Annotated in this window: 18 protein-coding genes; 7 read left to right on the top strand and 11 right to left on the bottom strand. The window is 71.5% G+C overall.

All coding sequences use genetic code 11. The annotated features are described in order from the left end of the window. Nucleotides 1–964: 964 nt before the first annotated feature. Both HNP84_RS14220 and HNP84_RS14225 read left to right on the top strand, forming a co-directional pair. Nucleotides 965–1,447 carry a GntR family transcriptional regulator gene (locus HNP84_RS14220; protein WP_185050131.1) on the top strand — a complete coding sequence of 161 codons (483 nt, stop codon included), beginning with the start codon at nt 965–967 and terminating at the stop codon, nt 1,445–1,447. A 49-nt stretch (nt 1,448–1,496) separates the two neighbouring features. Further along, nucleotides 1,497–1,991, top strand: a complete 495-nt coding sequence (locus HNP84_RS14225; protein ID WP_185050132.1) for a GntR family transcriptional regulator — start codon at nt 1,497–1,499, stop codon at nt 1,989–1,991. Between the two features lie 756 nt (nt 1,992–2,747). Here HNP84_RS14225 and HNP84_RS14230 read toward each other — a convergent pair. The 3 genes from HNP84_RS14230 to HNP84_RS14240 form a co-directional block, all read right to left on the bottom strand. Next, a complete protein-coding gene (locus HNP84_RS14230; protein ID WP_185050133.1) occupies nt 2,748–3,929 on the bottom strand; it encodes a winged helix DNA-binding domain-containing protein in 1,182 nt (393 codons plus the stop codon). A gap of 4 nt (nt 3,930–3,933) precedes the next feature. Continuing rightward, the gene (locus HNP84_RS14235; protein ID WP_185050134.1) at nt 3,934–4,956 is read right to left on the bottom strand and encodes a hypothetical protein; all 1,023 of its coding nucleotides are present in this window, start codon (nt 4,954–4,956) and stop codon (nt 3,934–3,936) included. A 129-nt stretch (nt 4,957–5,085) separates the two neighbouring features. Then, a complete protein-coding gene (locus tag HNP84_RS14240) occupies nt 5,086–6,021 on the bottom strand; it encodes a DMT family transporter (protein ID WP_185050135.1) in 936 nt (311 codons plus the stop codon). Between HNP84_RS14240 and HNP84_RS14245 the strand changes: the two genes are divergently transcribed. Then, complete coding sequence (locus HNP84_RS14245) at nt 6,020–7,429, top strand: aminotransferase-like domain-containing protein (RefSeq protein ID WP_185050136.1); 1,410 nt, start codon at nt 6,020–6,022, stop codon at nt 7,427–7,429. The two genes, HNP84_RS14240 and HNP84_RS14245, sit on opposite strands and share 2 nt — an antisense overlap. Here the strand turns inward: HNP84_RS14245 and HNP84_RS14250 are convergent. Continuing rightward, nucleotides 7,411–7,716, bottom strand: coding sequence for a hypothetical protein (locus HNP84_RS14250; RefSeq protein ID WP_185050137.1), 306 nt, complete (start codon nt 7,714–7,716; stop codon nt 7,411–7,413). The genes HNP84_RS14245 and HNP84_RS14250 overlap by 19 nt on opposite strands. Nucleotides 7,717–7,862: 146 nt before the next feature. On the opposite strand from HNP84_RS14250, the gene HNP84_RS14255 reads away from it, so the two are divergent. The 3 genes from HNP84_RS14255 (at nt 7,863) to HNP84_RS14265 (ending at nt 10,115) form a co-directional block, all read left to right on the top strand. Next, nucleotides 7,863–8,438: a CGNR zinc finger domain-containing protein gene (locus HNP84_RS14255; RefSeq protein ID WP_185050138.1), complete on the top strand. Its 576-nt coding sequence runs from the start codon at nt 7,863–7,865 to the stop codon at nt 8,436–8,438. Between the two features lie 245 nt (nt 8,439–8,683). Further along, nucleotides 8,684–9,175 carry a GNAT family N-acetyltransferase gene (locus HNP84_RS14260; RefSeq protein WP_246518120.1) on the top strand — a complete coding sequence of 164 codons (492 nt, stop codon included), beginning with the start codon at nt 8,684–8,686 and terminating at the stop codon, nt 9,173–9,175. A 31-nt stretch (nt 9,176–9,206) separates the two neighbouring features. After that, nucleotides 9,207–10,115, top strand: a complete 909-nt coding sequence (locus HNP84_RS14265) for a 1,4-dihydroxy-2-naphthoate polyprenyltransferase (protein WP_185050140.1) — start codon at nt 9,207–9,209, stop codon at nt 10,113–10,115. Here HNP84_RS14265 and HNP84_RS14270 read toward each other — a convergent pair. The 6 genes from HNP84_RS14270 to HNP84_RS14295 all read right to left on the bottom strand — a co-directional run bounded on the left by HNP84_RS14270 (nt 10,105) and on the right by HNP84_RS14295 (nt 17,232). After that, complete coding sequence (locus HNP84_RS14270; protein ID WP_312924759.1) at nt 10,105–10,617, bottom strand: GNAT family N-acetyltransferase; 513 nt, start codon at nt 10,615–10,617, stop codon at nt 10,105–10,107. The genes HNP84_RS14265 and HNP84_RS14270 overlap by 11 nt on opposite strands. Before the next feature lie 127 nt (nt 10,618–10,744). Further along, entirely contained in the window at nt 10,745–11,482 is a 738-nt protein-coding gene (dapB, locus tag HNP84_RS14275; protein ID WP_185050142.1) for a 4-hydroxy-tetrahydrodipicolinate reductase, read from the bottom strand. Between the two features lie 27 nt (nt 11,483–11,509). Next, complete coding sequence (locus tag HNP84_RS14280) at nt 11,510–12,823, bottom strand: M16 family metallopeptidase (protein WP_185050143.1); 1,314 nt, start codon at nt 12,821–12,823, stop codon at nt 11,510–11,512. Between the two features lie 276 nt (nt 12,824–13,099). Beyond that, entirely contained in the window at nt 13,100–15,433 is a 2,334-nt protein-coding gene (locus HNP84_RS14285) for a polyribonucleotide nucleotidyltransferase (protein WP_185050144.1), read from the bottom strand. A 357-nt stretch (nt 15,434–15,790) separates the two neighbouring features. Continuing rightward, on the bottom strand, nt 15,791–16,060 hold the full coding sequence (rpsO, locus tag HNP84_RS14290) for a 30S ribosomal protein S15 (RefSeq protein ID WP_185050145.1): 270 nt from the start codon (nt 16,058–16,060) through the stop codon (nt 15,791–15,793). 215 nt (nt 16,061–16,275) lie between these two features. Further along, nucleotides 16,276–17,232: a bifunctional riboflavin kinase/FAD synthetase gene (locus tag HNP84_RS14295; RefSeq protein ID WP_185050146.1), complete on the bottom strand. Its 957-nt coding sequence runs from the start codon at nt 17,230–17,232 to the stop codon at nt 16,276–16,278. A gap of 252 nt (nt 17,233–17,484) precedes the next feature. On the opposite strand from HNP84_RS14295, the gene HNP84_RS14300 reads away from it, so the two are divergent. Further along, complete coding sequence (locus HNP84_RS14300; protein WP_185050147.1) at nt 17,485–18,513, top strand: TRM11 family SAM-dependent methyltransferase; 1,029 nt, start codon at nt 17,485–17,487, stop codon at nt 18,511–18,513. A gap of 49 nt (nt 18,514–18,562) precedes the next feature. On the opposite strand, the gene truB is transcribed toward HNP84_RS14300, so the two are convergent. Continuing rightward, on the bottom strand, nt 18,563–19,459 hold the full coding sequence (gene truB / locus HNP84_RS14305) for a tRNA pseudouridine(55) synthase TruB (RefSeq protein WP_185050148.1): 897 nt from the start codon (nt 19,457–19,459) through the stop codon (nt 18,563–18,565). Nucleotides 19,460–19,462 lie beyond the last annotated feature (3 nt).

Raw genomic sequence — 19,462 nt, forward strand, 5'->3', positions numbered from 1 at the left:
CTCTAGCCTTCAGGCCGGAGAGATCACAGGGCCGCCTTGAGTCGGCGCGGCACGAGCCCCGAATCCGGCAAGACCACGGGCTCGGCCACACCTCGCACCACGTGGTCTACCCGGCGCTCCAGTCGGGTAGACCCGCGGACGTCTGTCTACTCACAGTAACGACTCGTGCACGCATTGCAAGCACGACACCGTACGCCACCGTGGCCAACAGCAGCAACATCGCCACGACAGCAATGGTGCCGACATATCGTAACTTTCTCCACCAGGCGGTCCACGCAACCGTCCCCCATAGGGACGCAGAACCCCCCTCACCGGTTGCCCCGATTCCCCACTCGAAACAACCGAAGACGTGGCCCCGCGCCCGCCCGGAGACGCGGGACCACCACACCGGCGAGCCCGACGAGGGGGAAGGGGCTCGAACCCGCCGACACTTTCACCGCCCCCATTCAAAAACGACAACCCACCCAAGCCAACCCCAATAACCGGCCGACCCACCACCCCAACCCCCCGACCACGGCGATCAAACAGACATAACGCTCCAATCCATCAGTGCGCTTCCCCCGACAGCACCGCTTCCCAGAGTTCCTGCGCCTCCTCAATCTCCAGCAACCTTGTCTCGTGGACCAGGCTGCGGCTTCTGCCCCTCCTCGTCCGGCGGACGAAGAACGTCGAGCCCGCCTGACACAACTCGTAGAGCGTCGGCTCACACTCGCAGGTGTGCGCCAGGATTCGCACATGCGTCTTCCGTGTACTCCCCTCGTGCCACGGGATCTGCTCAGCCTCCTCCTGCCGGCAGGAAACCCGGAGACTTCCAGATAGGGCGCACATGGCAACCGCACTCCCTCCGACCGCCTCGAAGCCATCATACGTCTAGTTGTATCTATACGTAAGGCTTCCGAGATGATTCGCACGACTGGAGGAGGTGCATCGGGGCACCATATAACCGCTCATCTAATGTCCGATTGTGCTCGATTACGATGGAGACACCCACCTCTACCTGCAGGTGGCGGAGATCATCCGCCGGCGCATCGCCGAGGGAGACCTCGCGTCCGGCGACGCCATCCCGAGCGAGGCGGAGATCCAGCAGGAGTTCGGCATCGCCAGGACGACCGCCCGCCACGCAGTCCGCATGCTCCGCGAGCAAGGCCTGGTGTACACGGTTCAGGGCGAGGGCACCTTCGTCGGCCCACCCGGCAAAGCGCCCAGGTCATCGCGGAAAACGCCCATGTACCAGCACATCGCCAAAGAGATCGCGGATCGCATCAAGAGCGGCGAGCTGCGCCCGCGCCGTCCCATTCCCAGCGAAACCACCCTGATGCAGCAGTACGAGGTGGCCCGGGAGACGGCACGCCGGGCGGTGGCTCTGTTGCGGGACCAGGGCTGGGTCTACACCGTCCCGCAGCGGGGATCGTACGTCCGCCCCCAGGAGGAGTGGCCGGAACAGTAAAATCGGCAACCGCTGCTCCTAGACGTATCGGCACGCCTAGCATGTGAGCATGCTGGATCGGTACGGGCCCGTGCCCCTGTATCGGCAGATCGCCGATGTGGTGTGCGCCCGCATCAAGAGCGGCGAACTGAGGCCGGGCGACCCCATACCGAGCGAGGTGGAGCTCTCCGCCGAATTCGGCGTCGCACGCACCACGGCGCGCCGCGTCGCGCGCGACCTCCGCGACCAGGGACTGGTCTTCACCGTCCAAGGCGAGGGCACGTTCGTCGGCGATGCCGGCATCCCTCGCGGGCGGCGCACCATTCCGCTGTACCAACACATCGCCGCGCGGCTCGCTGAACGCATCCAAAAGGGGGAATTCCCGACGAACCGGGCAATCCCCAGTGAGAAGAAACTGATGGACGAGTACGGCGCCACCAAGGTGACGATCCGCAGCGCCGTCAGGCACCTTCGAGACCAGGGCTGGGTGTTCACCGTCGCCCACCGCGGCACCTACGTGGCCGACCCTGCACAGTGGCCCGCGCCCCCGGAGAACAGGCCATAGCGGCAATGGACGTTCACGTGGCCATCGAGCGGCTTGTGGAGCCGGGGAAGGAGCGGGGCATGCAGGTGGCCCTTTACGAGGACGGCTAACAGGTCGTGGGCGCCGTCGCGGGGTCGCCGCTCCGCCACCGGGGCGGCGACGTCCGGCCCGCCGTTCTAGAGCTGCGTGTGACCATCGCCGGTGGGGAGCTGTGGTGGGAGCCGGGGACGTTGGTGTCACGCACCCCCTCGGACGGCGTCCGCGCCAGGCCGTCCCCCGGCTTCCGCCGAGACCTTCACCAAGCACCGCGTGGCGGCGGGGGCAAGGGTGAGAGTTCCCTGGCGATCTGACCTGCCTCGAACCGGCTCTATCCGGTCAGGGTTTTGGGGACACTGTGGCGATGGACCAGGTGGCCAGCGTGCTCGCGTGCGCTGCGCAACTGCCGGGCGTCGTCGGCGTCGATGGCCATCCCGATGCGCTAGCTGAGCTAGCTCTCCAAGCTGGCGATGTGTGGTTGCGGGCACCGGAGTCACGCTCCCCGGTCCGCTTGCCGGGGCCGGTGGCAGCGCCGCAGCCACCGGCACCGCCATCGGCATGACGGTCGCCATCGGCAAGAATCGGCGGCATCCTCAGCCGACGCGGTCTGGTCGCGGGTGCCGGCAGTCGTGCTCCCTGGTCGGCTTGGCGGGGCCGGGGGCAGCGTCGCAGACGGTGACTTCGCCGGCGGCATTACGGTCGCCAGGGTCGGGAAGCGGCGGCATCGTCGGGGGCGGGTGGTCAGGTGAATGTGACGGTGGCGTTGGGGTGGCCGCGGAGGGTGGCCAGGGTTTGGGCTTCGGATTCGATTGTGCGGCGGTGGGGGGTGGGGATCGGGGTGAAGGGGGTGATCTCCACTGCCAGGGTCTTGCCCTGCTTGCGGGAGCGCCAGGTGGCCACGAGTTCGCCGTCGGCGAGGACGGTGCCGGGGGCGTGGAGGGAGCGCCAGATGGCGCGGTGGCGGGTGCGGTCGGGTACGGCGGTTTCGCGGTCGTGGAGTTGGGTGTAGGGGTCGTGCGGCGGGAGCAGGCGTACGCCCGAAGGGGGCGGGGGCGAGCGGAGCGCGTCGAGGTCGGTGGCCAGGAGCCAGCGTTCGCCGTTGTCGGTTTCGACGCTGTGTAGTTCGGGGGCGATCAGGCGCCACCAGGGGGCGGGGTCGGGGACGCCCAGCCAGGAGGCCAGGCCGGCGGGGGTCGCGGGGCCGTGGCAGCGCAGGTAGCGGCGGGCCAGCTCGGCCTTGGCGGTGTCGGGGGCGGGGTCGGGGGGCGGGGTGTCCAGCCACTCGTCGAGCAGGACGAAGGGGGCCTGGTTCCCCTGCCGGGGGGCGAAGCAGAGCTCGCGCCGCAGGGTCAGAATGCGGAGGCAGAAGTGGACGACTCCCTCGCCCAGCGGCTGGCCGCGGGCGTACGGGCCCTCCGCCTGCCAGCGTTCGCGCTGGGTCTTCGGGAGGCCGGGGGCGATGCGGGCGGCGATCTGCGCGCCCAGTTCGCCGATCGCGAGTCGGCTGCCGCCGAGCACCGGGCGGAGCTGCGCGGACGTACGCGCCACCGCATCCTCCAGGTCCATGTCGAGGGTGCGCAGCGCCTCCTCCACGCCCTGGAGTAACGCGCGGCGCGCCGGCTCGTCGTCCGGGAGCACGCCGGTGGTGAAGACGGCGGTGTCGGCCGTGGGGAACAGGTACGGCGCGCCGCGCATGCACCAGCTCCGCAGCAGGGTCTTCCGGTGCCGGATCAGGTCGTCGAGCGCCTCGGCCGTGAGGTCGCGGACGCGGGCGTGCAGGGCCACGGCGGCGGACCCGGGCGGAGTGTCCTGTACGCCGCACGCCCCCGCGGCGTCGGTCACGGCGGCGGGCGGCAGGCGGTCGCCCAGGTTGTGGGCGTCGATCCGGAAGGCCACGATGTCGGCTCTGCGGATGCGCGGCATGGGCTCAGAATACGGGGATGATGTCCTCGGGGTCGGTGACTTCGACGTTGACGCCGTCGATGTCCAGCTCGGGGATGGCGGGGAAGGCGATCCCCCAGCGGTTGACGATGGTGCGGATTCTGGCCATGGCGGTGCGCCAGTTCTCGGCCTGCTCGTCGTAGGACAGCACGCCCAGCCCGGCGTCGCGGGCGTGGTCGATGAGCACCCGGTGGTTGTGCAGGAAGTACGGCGGCAGCTCCCAGAAGCCCCGCGGCGGCTCCCACAGGATCATGGACAGGAAGACGAACCCGGCGCGGAGCTGGCGGGTGATGGTGGACTTGACCTCGTCGGTCAGGCCCGGCCACTCCTTTTCCAGGATGGTCATGCAGATCTGCAGGTGGCGCGACTCGTCGCGGCCGATGCGGTGGAACATCTCGCTGAAGACGGGATGGGTGGTGGCGGTGGCCATGCCGCGGAACAGGGTCGAGGCGGCCATCTCCCCCATCATGAAGCTGGTGAACAGGACGGGCAGGGTGTACTTGCCGACCGCCTTGTTGTAGCCGGTCCAGTAGCGCCCGCCGTTGTGGTAGAGCCAGGAGATGTTGTTGTGCGCCGCCGCCTCCAGGACGTCGGCGGGCCTCCAGTCGAGGGGGCCGCCCGGCCAGAGGCGGGCGATCGTACGCTGGCAGCACTCCTCGTGGTTCATCTCGTCGCGGGTGATGGAGAAGAAACACTTGCGGACCGGGTCCTCCTCGTGCTTCTCGAACGCCTGGATCGTCGCGCGGGCGAACACGGCCGGGCCGCTGGCGTCGAAGTTGGCCAGCACCGAGAACCAGTACATGACGCCCAGGCGCTGCGCCCGGGTGAAGTCGTCCGGGTCCAGGCCGTCCCAGGGGAGGTCGGCGGGGTTCCAGGCGAGGCGCTTGGAGCGCTCGTAGATCGCGGCCAGCTTCTCGGTCTCGACCCGCCACTCCATCGGGTAGATGTTGGGCTGCGGGATCTCGGGGGCGGGCCAGAAACCGCCCTCGGGAATCACGGGATCGGCCATGCTGCACCCCCCGGGCTCGCATCTCCCTGTCTCATATCCTTCGATCGGTTGTCATAACGTGCAAGGGCTAGTGCATGCGGGCTGCCCCTCCTCGCCGCGGTCGCGCGGTTGCCGGGTCGGGAGGCCGTGTCAGTGCTTGGCGGCTGGGGTGCGGGAGCGCTGGGTGACGGCCACGCACACCAGTACGGCCAGCGCGCCCGCGATCGTGACCGGGCCGATGGTCTCGTGCAGCAGCAGCCAGGACCACACCAGCGTGAGCAGGGGCTGGAAGAGCTGGGTCTGGCCGGCGCGGGCGATGCCGCCCCGGGCCAGGCCGGCGTACCAGGGGAAGAAGCCCAGGAACATCGACACCAGGGCGACGTAGGCGAAGCCGGCGACGGCGGGCGCGCTCGGGCGGGTGTCCGTGGTGAGGGCGAGGGCGAGCGTGACCGGCACGGTCACCGGGGCGGCGAAGACGACGGCGTACGAGATGACCCGCCAGCCGGGGGTGTCGCGGGCGAGCCGGGCGCCCTCGGTGTAGCCGATGGCGGCGGAGACCAGGGCCGCGACGAGCAGGAGGTCGGCGGCCGTGATGTGGCCGCCGCCGCGGGTGAGGGTGAAGGCGGTGATGCACAGCGCGCCGGCGGCGCAGGCGGCCCAGAACAGGGGGCGCGGGCGCTCCCCGGCGCGCAGCACGGCCGCGACCGCGGTGGTGGCCGGCAGCAGGCCGACGATGACGGCGGAGTGGGAGCTGCTGGCCCCGCCGTCCAGGGCCAGGCCGCTGAAGACGGGGAAGCCGAACACGACGCCGAGCGCGATGGCGGCGTACGAGGCCCACTGGCGGCGGGGCGGGAAGAGAGGTGCGCGAGCGGCGAGCAGGCAGACGAGCGCGGCGACGGCGGCGATGGCCGCGCGGCCGACGGCCACGAGGTACGGGTCGAAGCCGCGCATCGCGAACACCGTGGCCGGCAGCGAGCCGGAGAAGGCCACGACCCCCAGGAAGGCCAGCGCCGTGCCCTGCCACGCAGCGGAGATCCGGGGAACCGCTATCGGCGCGAGCACGGTAGCGCTATCGTTATCTCTCATGAAACACGATAGCAGTATCGCCGAGCTGGCGGCGGTGCTGCGGGAGCAGGTGGCGCGGCTGCGGCCCGGCGACCGGCTGCCGTCCAGCCGCGAGCTGATGCGCACCCACGGCGTCAGCCCGGTCACGGTCTCGCGCGCGCTCGGGCAGCTCGCCGCGGAGGGCCGGGTGGTGACGCGGCCGGGCAGCGGCACGTTCGTGGCCCACTCCTCCGCCTCCGCTGTGGCGACGGTCGACGTGTCCTGGCAGACGGTCGCGCTCGGCGACCGGGTGGTGGACGAGCACGGCCTGGCCTCGCTGCTGGCGCAGCCGCCCGATGGGGTCATCCCGCTGACCGGCGGGTACGCGAACCCGGCGCTGCGCCCGGCCAAGGAGCTGGCCGCCGCCGCGGGCCGGGCGGTGCGCCGGGCCGAGGCGTGGTCGATGCCGCCGCTGCCCGGCCTGCCCGAGTTGCGGCGCTGGTTCGCCGCCGAGGCCGGGGGCGACGTGACGGCCTCCGACGTGCTGGTCGTGGGCGGCGGGCAGGCGGCGTTGAACCACGCGTTCCGGGCGCTGGCCGCGCCGGGCACGCCGGTGCTGGTGGAGACGCCGACCTACCCCGGCGCGCTGGCCGCCGCCCGCGCGGCCGGGCTGCGCGTGGCCGGCGTGCCGATCGACCGCGACGGCGTACGCCCGGAGCTGCTGGCCGAGGCGTTCGCGGTCACCGGGGCGCGGGTGTTCTTCTGCCAGCCGACCCTGCACAACCCCACCGGCGCGGTGCTGAGCCGGGAGCGGCGCGAGCAGGTGCTCGCGGTCGCACGGGCGGCGGGGGCGTTCGTGATCGAGGACGACTACGCCCGCTACCTGACCGCGGCCCCGGTGCCGCCGCCCCTGGTGGCGCTCGACGCGCACGGCACGGTGGTGCACACCAACTCGCTGAGCAAGATCCTGGCGCCCAGCGTGCGGGTGGCGGGCGTCGTGGCGCGGGGGCCGGCGGCGCACCGGCTGCGGGCCGCCCAGCTCGTGGAGTCGTTCTTCGTGGCCCGGCCGTTGCAGGAGACGGTGGTGGAGTTCACCGGATCGCCCGCCTGGCGGCGTCACCTCGCGGCCATGGCCGCGCACATCGCGACCCGGCGCGACGCGCTGGCCGCCGCGCTCACCGCCCGGATGCCCGAGGCGGAGATCCACCTGGTGCCGCCGGGCGGGCTGCACCTGTGGCTGCACCTGCCGCCCCAGGTGGACGACCTGGCGCTGGCCGAGAGCGCGCGGCAGGCGGGCGTGCTGGTCAGCCCGGGGCGCATCTACTACCCGGCCGAGCCGCCGGGCCCGCGGCTGCGGGTCACCCACATCGCGGCCACGCACCTGCCGGAGCTGGCCGAGGGCGTCGATCGGCTCGCCACGGTGCTGCGGGCTCAGGCGAAGACGGTGTAGTGCCTGACCGTGGTCTCACGATCGATCAGGAACCGGTCGTCCTCGGGGTAGAACACGGCCCGCTCCGGGGCGTCGCCGGCGAAGGCGCGGATGGCGTCCCAGGACTCCCAGGTGGAGGTCAGCAGGAACTCCGTACGCCCTTCGGCCTCGTCGTCGCGGCGGGTGAAGACGACGCCGAGGTTGCCGGGCGTACCGGTATAGCCGACATATCCCGTTTTAAGGAGATATGCCGCATATTCCGCTGCGTCGGCCGTCCTGGTCCAGCCCCGCCACACCCTCATGATCATGCCGCATCACCCCGTTCCGCTCAACTCGGCGGTGGGGCGGGAACCCCACCCCCACCCTTCCGACACCATCTAAAACGCTATACCGGTGTCGGAATCGCAGCAACCCCTCACCCGCGTACAGTGGTTATCCGGAGGTGAGCGGGACGATGAACGGCGCAGCGGAGCTGGTCCGCGACTTCGTGAACACCTACGACGTCGAGGCCGGCACCGACGAGCTGTCCTCGCCGGCCGAGCTGGTCGTCTGGCTGCGCGGGCGCGGGCTGGCCGGGGCGCGCGACCGGGCGGACGCCGGCGACCTGGCGCTCGCCGTCGGCCTGCGCGAGGGGCTGCGCGCCGCCCTGCGACACAACCACGACCGCGCCGCCCCGCACCCCCCTGGCCAGGCCGTTCCCCCCGAGCTGCCACGGCTGGCCGAGATCCTGGCCGCGTTGCCGCTGCGGCTGGAGCTGACCGAGGCGGGGCCGATGCTGCGGCCGGCCGTGACCGGGGTGACGGCCGGGCTGGCCGCCATCGCGGCCGCCGTGGCCGACACGCGGGCCGACGGCACGTGGCCGCGGCTGAAGGTGTGCGCCGAAGGCACCTGCCAGTGGGCGTTCATCGACTCGTCAAAGAACCGTTCACGCGCCTGGTGCTCGATGAAAGTCTGCGGCAATCGAACAAAAACTCGTGCGTATCGGGCAAGACGGGTCGCTGACCCCCCATCGCGTCATTCTGCGCGGTGATTCCCCGATACGGTGGGTACTGCCTGCACCGCGGATCCCTCACGGTTCTCCTCAACGCGACGCCCGCCGGACGAGATCCTCGGCGACAGGTCCAGGCATGACGGCATTAGAAGGAGCCGGCCGAGATGGCAGACGTAGGCGTGCGGGCAGCCCGGCGCGAAGATGTGGCCGCGGTGACGCGGACCCAGATCCGGGCGTGGCGCCATGGATATCGGGAGTTCCTGCCTGAAGGACCCCTTGCGCAGATGACGGGAAGCGCCGCCGAGGAGATGTGGCAGCAGCAGTGGGAGGAGGCGGTCGTCGCGCCGCCGACACCACGCCATAGGCTGCTGGTCGCGATCGAGCGCATCCTCGACACCGACGCGTTCCCGGCGCTCGGCCCCGGCGGCATCGCCGCCGCGGCGTCCATGGAACCCCAGGAGCGGGTGGTGGGCCTGGCGTCGCACGCGCCCGCCGAGGACGCCGACACCGACCCGACGGTCACGGCCGAGCTGCTCACCCTGCTCGTCGATCCCGACCACATCCGGCGCGGCCACGGCAGCCGCCTGCTCAACGCCACCGTGGACTACCTGGTCAAGGACGAGTTCACCTCGGCGATCACCTGGGTCTTCGCCGACAACCACGCGATGCTGGCCTTCCTGGAGTCGGCCGGGTGGGGCGAGGACGGCGCCGAGCGGGTGCTCGACATGGGGCGTCCGGTGCGGATGGTCCGCCTGGCGACCGACATCCGCCCATGACGCCGATCGCGTACGTCTCGGGGGCTTGGCGATGACGGCCACGCGGGAGCCGGGCGGGGCCCCGGCTCCCACTCTCAAGCACTGGGTGGCGGGCGCCCGCCCGCGGACCCTGCCCGCCGCCCTGGTGCCGGTCGCGGTCGGCACCGGTGCCGCCGTCTCGACCGGCGGCGCCGTGTGGTGGCGGGCGCTGGTCGCGCTCGCCGTGGCGCTGCTGCTCCAGATCGGGGTCAACTACGCCAACGACTACAGCGACGGCATCCGGGGCACCGACAACGCCCGGGTCGGCCCGCTGCGGCTGGTCGGCTCGGGCCTGGCCACGCCGCGCTCGGTGCTGGTGGCCGCGCTCGGCTGCTTCCTCGCCGCCGCGGTGGCGGGCCTGGCCCTGGTCGTCGCCACCCGGGCGTGGTGGCTGCTGGCCGTGGGGGCGCTGTCGATCGCGGCGGCCTGGTTCTACACCGGCGGCTCACGGCCGTACGGGTACCGGGCGCTGGGCGAGGTGTCGGTCTTCGTGTTCTTCGGCCTGGTGGCCGTGGCCGGCACGACGTACGTGCAGGTGGAGGGCCTGCCCTGGCTCGCGGTCGCGGCGGCGGTGCCGGTCGGGCTGCTGGCGTGCGCGCTGCTGGTCGTCAACAACCTGCGCGACCTGCGCGGCGACGCCGAGGCGGGCAAGCGCACGCTCGCGGTGGTGTTGGGCGACCGGCGTACGCGGCTGTTGTACGCCGGATGCGTGATCGCGCCGTTCGCGGTCGCGGCGGCGCTGATCCCGGTACGCCCGCTGACCGCGCTCACCCTGCTCGCGATCCCGCTGGCGGTCCCGCCGGTGCGCCTGGTGCTCGGCGGGGCGCTCGGCCCGGCACTGATCGCCGGGTTGCGGCAGACGGGGCGGCTCCAGCTCGCCTACGGCGCGCTGTTCACGATCGGCCTGGCCGTCACGTTGTGACGGCGGGCTGCCACATCACCACGCGCGGCGCGACCTCGATGCCGAGTTCGCGCTCGCGCTCCACCAGCTCGGTCAGCTCCGGGCCCCAGCGCTCGCGGGGCAGCACCCGGTAGCCGTGCCGGGCGTACCAGGGAGCGTTCCAGGACACGTCGCGGTAGGTGGTCAGGGTGACCCCGTCGGACCCGGACGCGGCGGCGTGCTCGGCGACGGCGGCCAGCAGCCGCCCGCCGATCCCCCGCCGCATGCGCTCGGGCCGCACGGCGAGCTGTTCGAGGTGCACCCGCCCATCGACCTCGCCCAGCAGCGCGAACCCCTCGGGCGGGGTGCCGGAGACCAGCACCCGCTCCGGGTCGGTGACGTCTTCGATCATGGTCGTGCCGGGCGGGAAGGTGATGCCCACCTCGGCGAACAGCTTGTCGGCGGCCAGCTCGATCTCCGCGAGCCCGGCCAGCTCGTGCTGCTCGGCCCAGCGCACGGGCGCGGGAGCGTACGCGTCGGTCACGCCTCGCACGCTACCGCCCGCGCCCGCACCGGGCATCCCGTTTCCGCGTCCGCCTGCCCGGGTGCGCCGTTTCCGGCCGTCATCGGCCCTCACCCGGGCGCGTGGAGAATCTGCTCGTGCAGGCAGATCACAGGTCGAGCAGGTGCTCCAGGCCGACGGTGAGGCCCGGCAGCCCGCCGATGCGGCGCACGCCCAGCAGGACGCCCGGGGTGAAGGAGGCGCGGTTCATGGTGTCGTGGCGGATCGTCAGGGTCTCGCCACCGCCGCCCAGCAGGACCTCCTGGTGGGCGATCAGGCCCGACAGGCGCACGGCGTGGACGCGCACGCCCCCCACGTTCGCGCCGCGCGCGCCGTCGAGCTCGGTCGTGGTCGCGTCGGGCATCGGCGGGCAGCCCGCCTCGGCCCTGGCCTGCACGATCAGCTCGGCGGTGCGCCGGGCGGTGCCGGAGGGGGCGTCGGCCTTGTTGGGGTGGTGCAGCTCGACGATCTCGGCGGAGTCGAAGAAGCGCGCCGCCTGCTGGGCGAAGTGCATCATCAGCACGGCCGCGATGCCGAAGTTGGGCGCGATGAGCACGTTGACCGAAGGGTGCTCGGCGAGCCAGCCGCGTACGGTGCCCAGGCGCGCCTCGTCGAAGCCGGTGGTGCCGACGACCGCGTGGACGCCGTGCTCGACGCACCAGCGCAGGTTGTCCATCACCACGTCGGGATGGGTGAAGTCGACGACGACCTCGGCCTTGGCGATGTCGTCGATCGGGTCGCCCTTGTCGACCGCGGCCACCAGTTCCATGTCGCCGGCCGCGTGGACGGCCTTGCACACCTCTACGCCGACGCGTCCACGCGCACCCAGCACTCCAACCCTGATCACGGACCTACCTTAGCGAACCGGGCGCTTTCAGTCGGCGATGAAGGGGGTGAAGTCCTTCTCGCCGTACGGGCCGATGACCGCGAGGGTCATCGGGCGGCGCAGGACGTCCGCGGCCACCGCGACGATCTCCTCCGGGGTGACGGCGTCGATGCGGGCCAGGACCTCGTCCACCGTCATCAGCCGGTCGTAGACCAGCTCGCTCTTGCCGATGCGCGACATGCGCGACCCGGTGTCCTCCAGGCCGAGCACCAGGCCGCCGCGCATCTGGCCCTTGCCGCGGGCGATCTCGATCTCGCTGATGCCCTCGGCCGCGATGCGGGTGATCTCCTCGCGGCAGATCTTCAGCACCTCGTCGATCTTGCCCGGCAGGCAGCCGACGTAGATGCCGAACTGGCCGGTGTCGGCGTACTGGGAGGTGTAGCTGTAGGCCGAGTACGCCAGGCCGCGCTTCTCGCGGATCTCCTGGAACAGGCGCGAGGACATGCCGCCGCCGAGCGCGGAGTTCAGCACGCCGAGCGCGAAGCGGCGGTCGTCGGTGCGCGAGATGCCGGTGGTGCCCAGGACCAGGTTGGCCTGCTCGGTGGGCCGGTCCAGCAGGCGCACGCCCGAGCGCGACTCCACGCCGGGCCCGGTCAGCCGCGGCGGCGCGTGCTCGGCGTCGCCGCCCAGGGCCCCCGCCCGCTCGTACGCCGCCGCCACCAGCTCCACCACCCGCTCGTGCTGGATGTTGCCCGCGACCGAGACCACGGTGTGCGGGGGCCGGTAGTAGCGCTGGTAGTACTCCAGGATGCGCTCGCGGCTGAGGGAGTTGATCGACTCGACCGTGCCCAGGATGGGCCGGCCGATCGGCGTGTCGCCGTACAGCTCGGCGGAGAACTGCTCGTGCACGACGTCCGAGGGGTCGTCGTCGTGCATGGCGATCTCCTCCAGGATCACGCCGCGCTCGGACTCGACGTCCTCGGGGTCGATCAGCGCCGAGGTGACGACATCGGACAGCACGTCGATCACCAGTGGTAGATCCTCGTCGAGCACCCGGGCGTAGTAGCAGGTGTACTCCTTGGCGGTGAACGCGTTGATCTCGCCGCCGATGCCCTCGATGGCCGCGGAGATCTCCAGCGCGTCGCGCGTGGGGGTGCCCTTGAACAGCAGGTGTTCCAGGAAGTGGGTGGCGCCCATGTGCTCCGGGGCCTCGTCGCGCGAGCCGATGCCGACCCACATGCCGACCGCGACGGAGCGCACCGTCGGCATGGTCTCGGTCACCACACGGAGCCCACCGGGGAGTACGGTGCGCCGCACGACCCCGGCGCCGTCCTTGCCGGGGTGCAGAGTGACAGTGTTCAAAGCTTGATCAGGGCCTTTCGCCGCGGTGGGGGGGGGCCCGGCCGGGGCCCCCCCCCCCCCCCCCCCCGCCGGGGGGGGGGGGGCGCGGGCCCCCCCCCCCGGGGGGGGGTGCGGCGCCGCGCGGGGGCGCGCGGGAGGGGGGTCTCGGGGGGCGCCGCCCCCCCCGGGCGCCTTCGTGGGGGGGGGGCTGTGTCCCTTTTTAAAACTCTTCAGCGGGCCCTGCCGCGGGGGGGGGGGGGCCGGGGGCGGGCCCCCCCCCACCGCCCGCCGTCGTCGTCAGGAGTTGCGCTCGTCACGCCCGCCGCGGGTGCGGGTGCGGCGCCGCTCGGTGCGCGGCTGCTCGGGCTTCTCGGAGCGCTCGGCGCGCTCCTCGCGGCCCTCCTCGGCACCCCCGCCGTCGCCGCCGCCGCTCTCGGCCGCCGCGGCGGCGGCCTCGGCCTCCTTCTCGATGACCTCGACCGGGACCAGCGACAGCTTGCCGCGCGAGTCGATCTCGGCGATCTCCACCTGGATCTTCTCGCCCACGCTCATGACGTCCTCGACGTTCTCGATCCGCTTGCCGCCGTGCAGCTTGCGGATCTGCGAGACGTGCAGCAGGCCGTCCTTGCCGGGCAGCAGCGACACGAAGGCGCCGAACGCGGCGATCTTCACGACCGTGCCCAGGTAGCGCTCGCCGACCGTCGGCATGTGCGGGTTGGCGATGGCGTTGATGGACGAGCGCGCCGCCTCGGCCGAGGGGCCGTCGGTGGCGCCGATGTAGATGGTGCCGTCGTCCTCGATGGTGATCTCGGCGCCGGTGTCGTCCTGGATCTGGTTGATCATCTTGCCCTTGGGGCCGATGACCTCGCCGATCTTGTCGACCGGGACCTTGATCGTGATGATCCGCGGCGCGGTCGGGTTCATCTCGGCCGGCGAGTCGATGGCCTCCTGCATGACGTCCAGGATGGCCAGCCGGGCGGCCTTGGCCTGCTTCAGCGCGCCCGCGAGCACGTTGGCGGGAATGCCGTCGAGCTTGGTGTCGAGCTGGAGCGCGGTGATGATCTCATCGGTGCCGGCGACCTTGAAGTCCATGTCGCCCATGGCGTCCTCGGCGCCGAGGATGTCGGTCAGCGTGACGTACTCGCCGCCCTCGTGGATCAGGCCCATCGCGATGCCGGCCACCATCTTCTTCAGCGGCACACCGGCGTCGAGCAGCGACATCGTGGACGCGCAGACCGAGCCCATCGAGGTGGAGCCGTTGGAGCCGATCGCCTCCGACACCTGGCGGATGGCGTACGGGAACTCCTCGCGCGAGGGCAGCACCGGGATCAGCGCCCGCTCGGCGAGCGCGCCGTGCCCGATCTCGCGCCGCTTGGGCGAGCCCACGCGGCCGACCTCACCGGTGGAGTAGGGCGGGAAGTTGTAGTTGTGCATGTAGCGCTTGGTGCGCTCGGGGTTGAGCGTGTCGATCATCTGCTCCATGCGCAGCATGTTCAGCGTCGTGACGCCCAGGATCTGGGTCTCACCGCGCTCGAACAGCGCCGAGCCGTGCACCCGGGGCACCACGTGCACCTCGGCGCTGAGCTGGCGGATGTCCTTCACGCCGCGCCCGTCGATGCGCACGCCCTCGGAGATGACGCGCTCGCGCATGAGCTTCTTGGTCAGCGCCCGGAACGCCGCCCCGAGCTCCTTCTCGCGGCCCTCGAAGTCGCTGAGCAGCTTCTCGGCGACCAGCGCCTTGACGCGGTCCAGCTCGGCCTCGCGCTCCTGCTTGCCGGCGATGGTCAGCGCGGCGGCGAGCTCGCTCTTCACCGCGCCGACGACCGCCTCGTAGGCGTCGTCCTGGTAGTCCAGGAAGACGGGGTACTCCGCGGTCTCCTTGGCGGCGACCTTGGCCAGCTTGGCCTGGGCGTCGCAGAGCACCTTGATGAACGGCTTGGCGGCCTCCAGGCCCTCGCCGACCGTCTCCTCGGTCGGGGCGACCGCGCCCTCGGCGACCAGCTTGAGCGTGTCGCGGGTGGACTCGGCCTCGACCATCATGATCGCGACGTCGCCGTCGTCGAGCACCCGGCCGGCCACCACCATGTCGAAGGTGGCCTTCTCCAGCTCGGAGTGGGTCGGGAACGCCACCCACTGGCCCTCGATCAGCGCGACGCGCACGCCGCCGATCGGGCCGGAGAACGGCAGCCCGGCGAGCTGTGTGGACAGCGACGCGGCGTTGATGGCGACCACGTCGTACAGGTGCTCGGGGTGCAGCGCCATGACGGTCGCCACGACCTGGATCTCGTTGCGCAGGCCCTTGACGAACGACGGGCGCAGCGGCCGGTCGATCAGGCGGCAGGTCAGGATCGCGTCCTCGGAGGGACGGCCCTCGCGCCGGAAGAACGAGCCGGGGATGCGGCCCGCGGCGTACATGCGCTCCTCGACGTCCACTGTGAGCGGGAAGAAGTCGAGGTTCTCCTTGGGCTGCTTGGAGACGGTGGTGGCGGACAGGACCATCGTCTCGTCGTCGAGGTAGACGACGGACGAGCCCGCCGCCTGGCGCGCGAGGCGGCCGGTCTCGAACCGAACCGTGCGCGTTCCGAAACCGCCGTTGTCTATGACGGCTTCCGTACTGTGGACACCCTCCACGGGGGACCTCCTTTTACGGTGGGTCTCCCGCGTCTGCTTGCCGGTCCCCGTCAGGTGCAGCGCCGGTCTTCGATCGAAGCGCCCGGTGGCGCGGGCGACGCCCGCGTGACCTACCGGAAGCCACTACCGAGGACCGGCCCTCCGACGCCGCGGGGCGCGCTTGCTGTGCGGACGCGGGGCTTACTCGGCTATTCAGTTGGCGGGCGGGGCGGCCGGTGGCGGCGCGCCGGGCCCTAGCCCATATTGGGCTCTCATATCCGGTTTTCTGGGATATATAGCTTCCGCGGCGACCGATTGGAAGCCTGTCGTCCAGGCCGGATACGAGGAGGGAGCGGCCGGGGCCGCTCCCTCGTCAGTCTATCGGCGCAGGCCGAGCCGCTCGATCAGGGAGCGGTAGCGCATGATGTCCTTGGCCTGCAGGTACTTCAGCAGCCGGCGCCGCCGGCCGACCAGCAGCAGCAGGCCGCGCCGGCTGTGGTGGTCGTGACTGTGCGTCTTCAGGTGCTCGGTCAGCTCGCTGATGCGCTTGCTCAGCAGCGCGATCTGCACCTCCGGCGAACCGGTGTCGCCTTCGCCGGTGGCATACTCGCTGATGATCGCCTTCTTGGCGGCGGTGTCGAGGGACACAGCTCTCCTCTGTCTCATCCAAGGGCACGCGTGAAGTGGGCAAATGTGCTCGAACGACCGTGCGTGCCTACAGTCGCCGTGCGAGAGCCGACGGGCAGCGTCAAACGACGCCGGATCAGAGCCGACATGTAAGGCTACCATCACGGATCGCAGCCGGGCACATCGGCGAACCCGCCGTCAGGGATGTGAGACAAGATGGAGATCGTCGTGTTGCCTCACCTTGCCGTGATCCGCCGCACCTGCTCCACGTCGCGGTGGATCTGGGCCACCAGCGAGTCGATCGACTCGAACCGGGTGTTGCCGCGCAGCCGGGCGGCGAAGTCCACGGCGACGTGCACGCCGTACAGGTCCAGGTCGTCGTGGTCCAGCGCGTACGCCTCGACGGTGCGCGGCACGCCCTCGAAGGTGGGGTTGGTGCCCACCGAGATGGCCGCGGGCCAGCGCTGGCCGGGGTAGGGGGCGGGAATGTTGCCGCGCTGCAGGCAGCTCAGCCAGCCGGCGTACACGCCGTCGGCGGGGATCGCGGTGTACTGCGGCGACTCGACGTTGGCGGTGGGGAAGCCGAGCTGACGGCCGCGCTGGTAGCCGCGTACGACGACGCCCTCGACGCGGTGGGGACGGCCGAGCGCCGCCGCGGCGCCCTCGACGTCGCCGGAGACCACCAGCTCGCGGACCCGGGTGGAGGAGACGGCCACACCGTTGGCGACGAGCGGCACCACCTCCACGGCGAAGTCGTACTTCTCGCCAAGAGTGCGCAAAGTCTCGGTGTCGCCGCCGGCCGCGTGGCCGAACCTGAAGTTCTCGCCCACCACGACCCCGGCGGCGTGCAGCTTGTCCACCAGCACGTTCTGCACGAACTCGTCGGGCGTCATCCTGGAGACCTCCAGGGTGAACGGCTCCAGGCAGACCTGGTCGAGCCCGAGCTGCGAGAGCAGCTCGACCCGGTGCGCCGGGGTGGTCAGCCGCGGCGGGTGGGTGCCGGGACGCACGACCTCGTCGGGATGGGGGTCGAAGGCCACCGCCACCGAGGGCACGCCCAGCTCCCCGGCCATCGCGACCGCCCGCTCCACCATGCGCCGGTGCCCGCGGTGGACACCGTCGAAGACCCCGATCGTAACGACGGATCTGCCCCAGTCTCCGGGCACGTCGCCGAGTCCGCGCCAGCCCCGCACGTTGACCTCGATCCCTCTGGACGGCTGTTGCCTTGCAGGTTTTCCGGGGACAAGACTGCCATGCTCCCCGGCGCCGCGCCGCACCGGGGAGCCTCCCGACCATCTTCATGATCATTCGGGCAGGTCGAGAGTACACAACCACAGGCGGCTCCGCGAACCGCGCCCGGCGATACCTGGGCCTATAATCGTCGGTCCAACGGCGATCAGGGCCCGGCGCCGGCTTCGGGCCCGGCCTTTGAGGCGAAACAGGTCATGGCGAGATACGCGATTTTGATCCTGCCCGCGTTCAACCGCGTTTACGGCGCGAGCGCGGTCGGGCTGACCAGGAGCGAGCTGGCGTTCTTCGGCGAGCGGGCGCTCGGCGGGCGCGTGGGCGAAATCACCGAGACCCGCATGGGCGGCGTGCCGTACGTCACGTTCGAGGCGGACGATCTGCCGGAGCGCGACGTGGCGTTCCTGTCGAACCTGTCCTCCCTGTACGCGCTGTTCGAGCTGGAGGGCGGGCTGCTGCGCCCCGTCGAGGTGCGCCCGCTGGACCGCTTCGACACCGACCTGCTGACGATCCAGAAATACGCCGGGAAGACCAATGAGCATTTCACGAAAATGCTCATGAACGTCACGCTGCTGGCCACCGCGCACCCGGAGCGCATGCTCACCCGCAAGCTGTCGGTATTCGACCCGATGTGCGGCCGGGGCACCACGCTGAACCAGGCCCTCATGTACGGCCTCGACGCCACCGGAATCGACATCGACGCCAAGGACTTCGACGCCTACGCCAATTTCCTGCGCACCTGGCTGAAGAACAAGCGGCTCAAGCACTCCGCCGAGATCACCCCGATCCGGCGCGAGCGCGCCCAGGTCGGGCGGCGCTTCCACGTCACGCTGGGCCGGACCAAGGAGGCGTGGAAGGCGGGCGAGGTCGACTCGATCACCATGATCAACGCCGACACGCTGCGCAGCGCCGAGCTGCTGCGGGCCCGCTCCTTCGACGCCCTGGTCACCGACGCGCCGTACGGCGTGCAGCACGGCAGCCGCCAGGGCACCGGGGGGCTCTCGCGCAGCCCGCTGGCCCTGCTGGAGGCCGCCGTGCCCGCCTGGCGCCCGCTGCTGCGCCCCGGCGCGGCGCTCGGCCTGTCCTGGAACACCCACGTGGCGCCTCGCGGCGAAGTGGTCAAGGTCCTGGAGGGCAACGGCCTGGAGGTCGTCGAGACGCCCGGGTTCGAGCACTGGGTGGACCAGGCCATCAACCGGGACATCGTCGTGGCCAGGGTGCCCGACTAGGTAGCGCGTCGTGGCCAGGGTGCCCGAGTAGCTCCCGGTTGGCTCCCGGCTAGCTGAAGACGACCAGTGGGCGTGAGGTGCGGCCCTGGACCTCCAGCAGTGCGATCAGGGTGCCGTCGGGGGCGAACGCCCCGGTGGGCCCGGCCGGCTGGCCGGCCGCGGGCAGCCGACCGCCGTGCGAGACCAGGCGCGCCTCCTCGGCGGTCAGGTCGCGCCGGGGGAAGGCCGCCGCCACGGCCTCGGCGATGGGCAGGATCGCGCACTCGCGGGACAGCTCCTCGATGGTGCGGGCCATCGACAGGTCGTAGGGGCCGACGCGGGTGCGCCGCAGGTAGGTCAGGTGGCCGCCCACCCCGAGGTCGGCGCCCAGGTCGCGGGCCAGCGAGCGGATGTAGGTGCCGCTGGAGCAGGTCACCGACGCCGAGACGTCCACCAGGCCGCCCTCGCGGCGCACCTCGGTGATCTCGAACGCCGAGACCGTCACCGGCCGGGCCTGCAGCTCGACGTTCTCCCCCGCCCTGGCCCGCTTGTACGCCCGCTCGCCGTTCACCTTGATCGCGCTGACCTGCGGCGGGATCTGCATGATTCGCCCGGTCAGCTTGGCCGCCCCGGCCGCGATCTCCTCGTCGGTGACCCCGGAGGCCCCGGCCGTGGCCACGACCTCGCCCTCGGCGTCGTCGGTGTTGGTGGCCTGGCCGAGCCGGATCGTCGCGTCGTACGCCTTCTCGGTCAGCGCGAGGTGCCCGAGCAGCCGGGTCGCCTTCTCCACGCCCACCACCAGCACGCCGGTGGCCATCGGGTCCAGGGTGCCCGCGTGGCCGACCCTGCGGGTGCCGGCGATGCCGCGCAGCTTGCCCACGACGTCATGGGAGGTCCACCCGGCGGGCTTGTCCACGACGATCAGGCCGCTGGGGGGTGGGGTGCGGTCGCCTCTGGCGCGGTTCATCGT

The organism is Thermocatellispora tengchongensis, from assembly GCF_014202315.1.
GTDB classification, from domain to species: domain Bacteria; phylum Actinomycetota; class Actinomycetes; order Streptosporangiales; family Streptosporangiaceae; genus Thermocatellispora; species Thermocatellispora tengchongensis.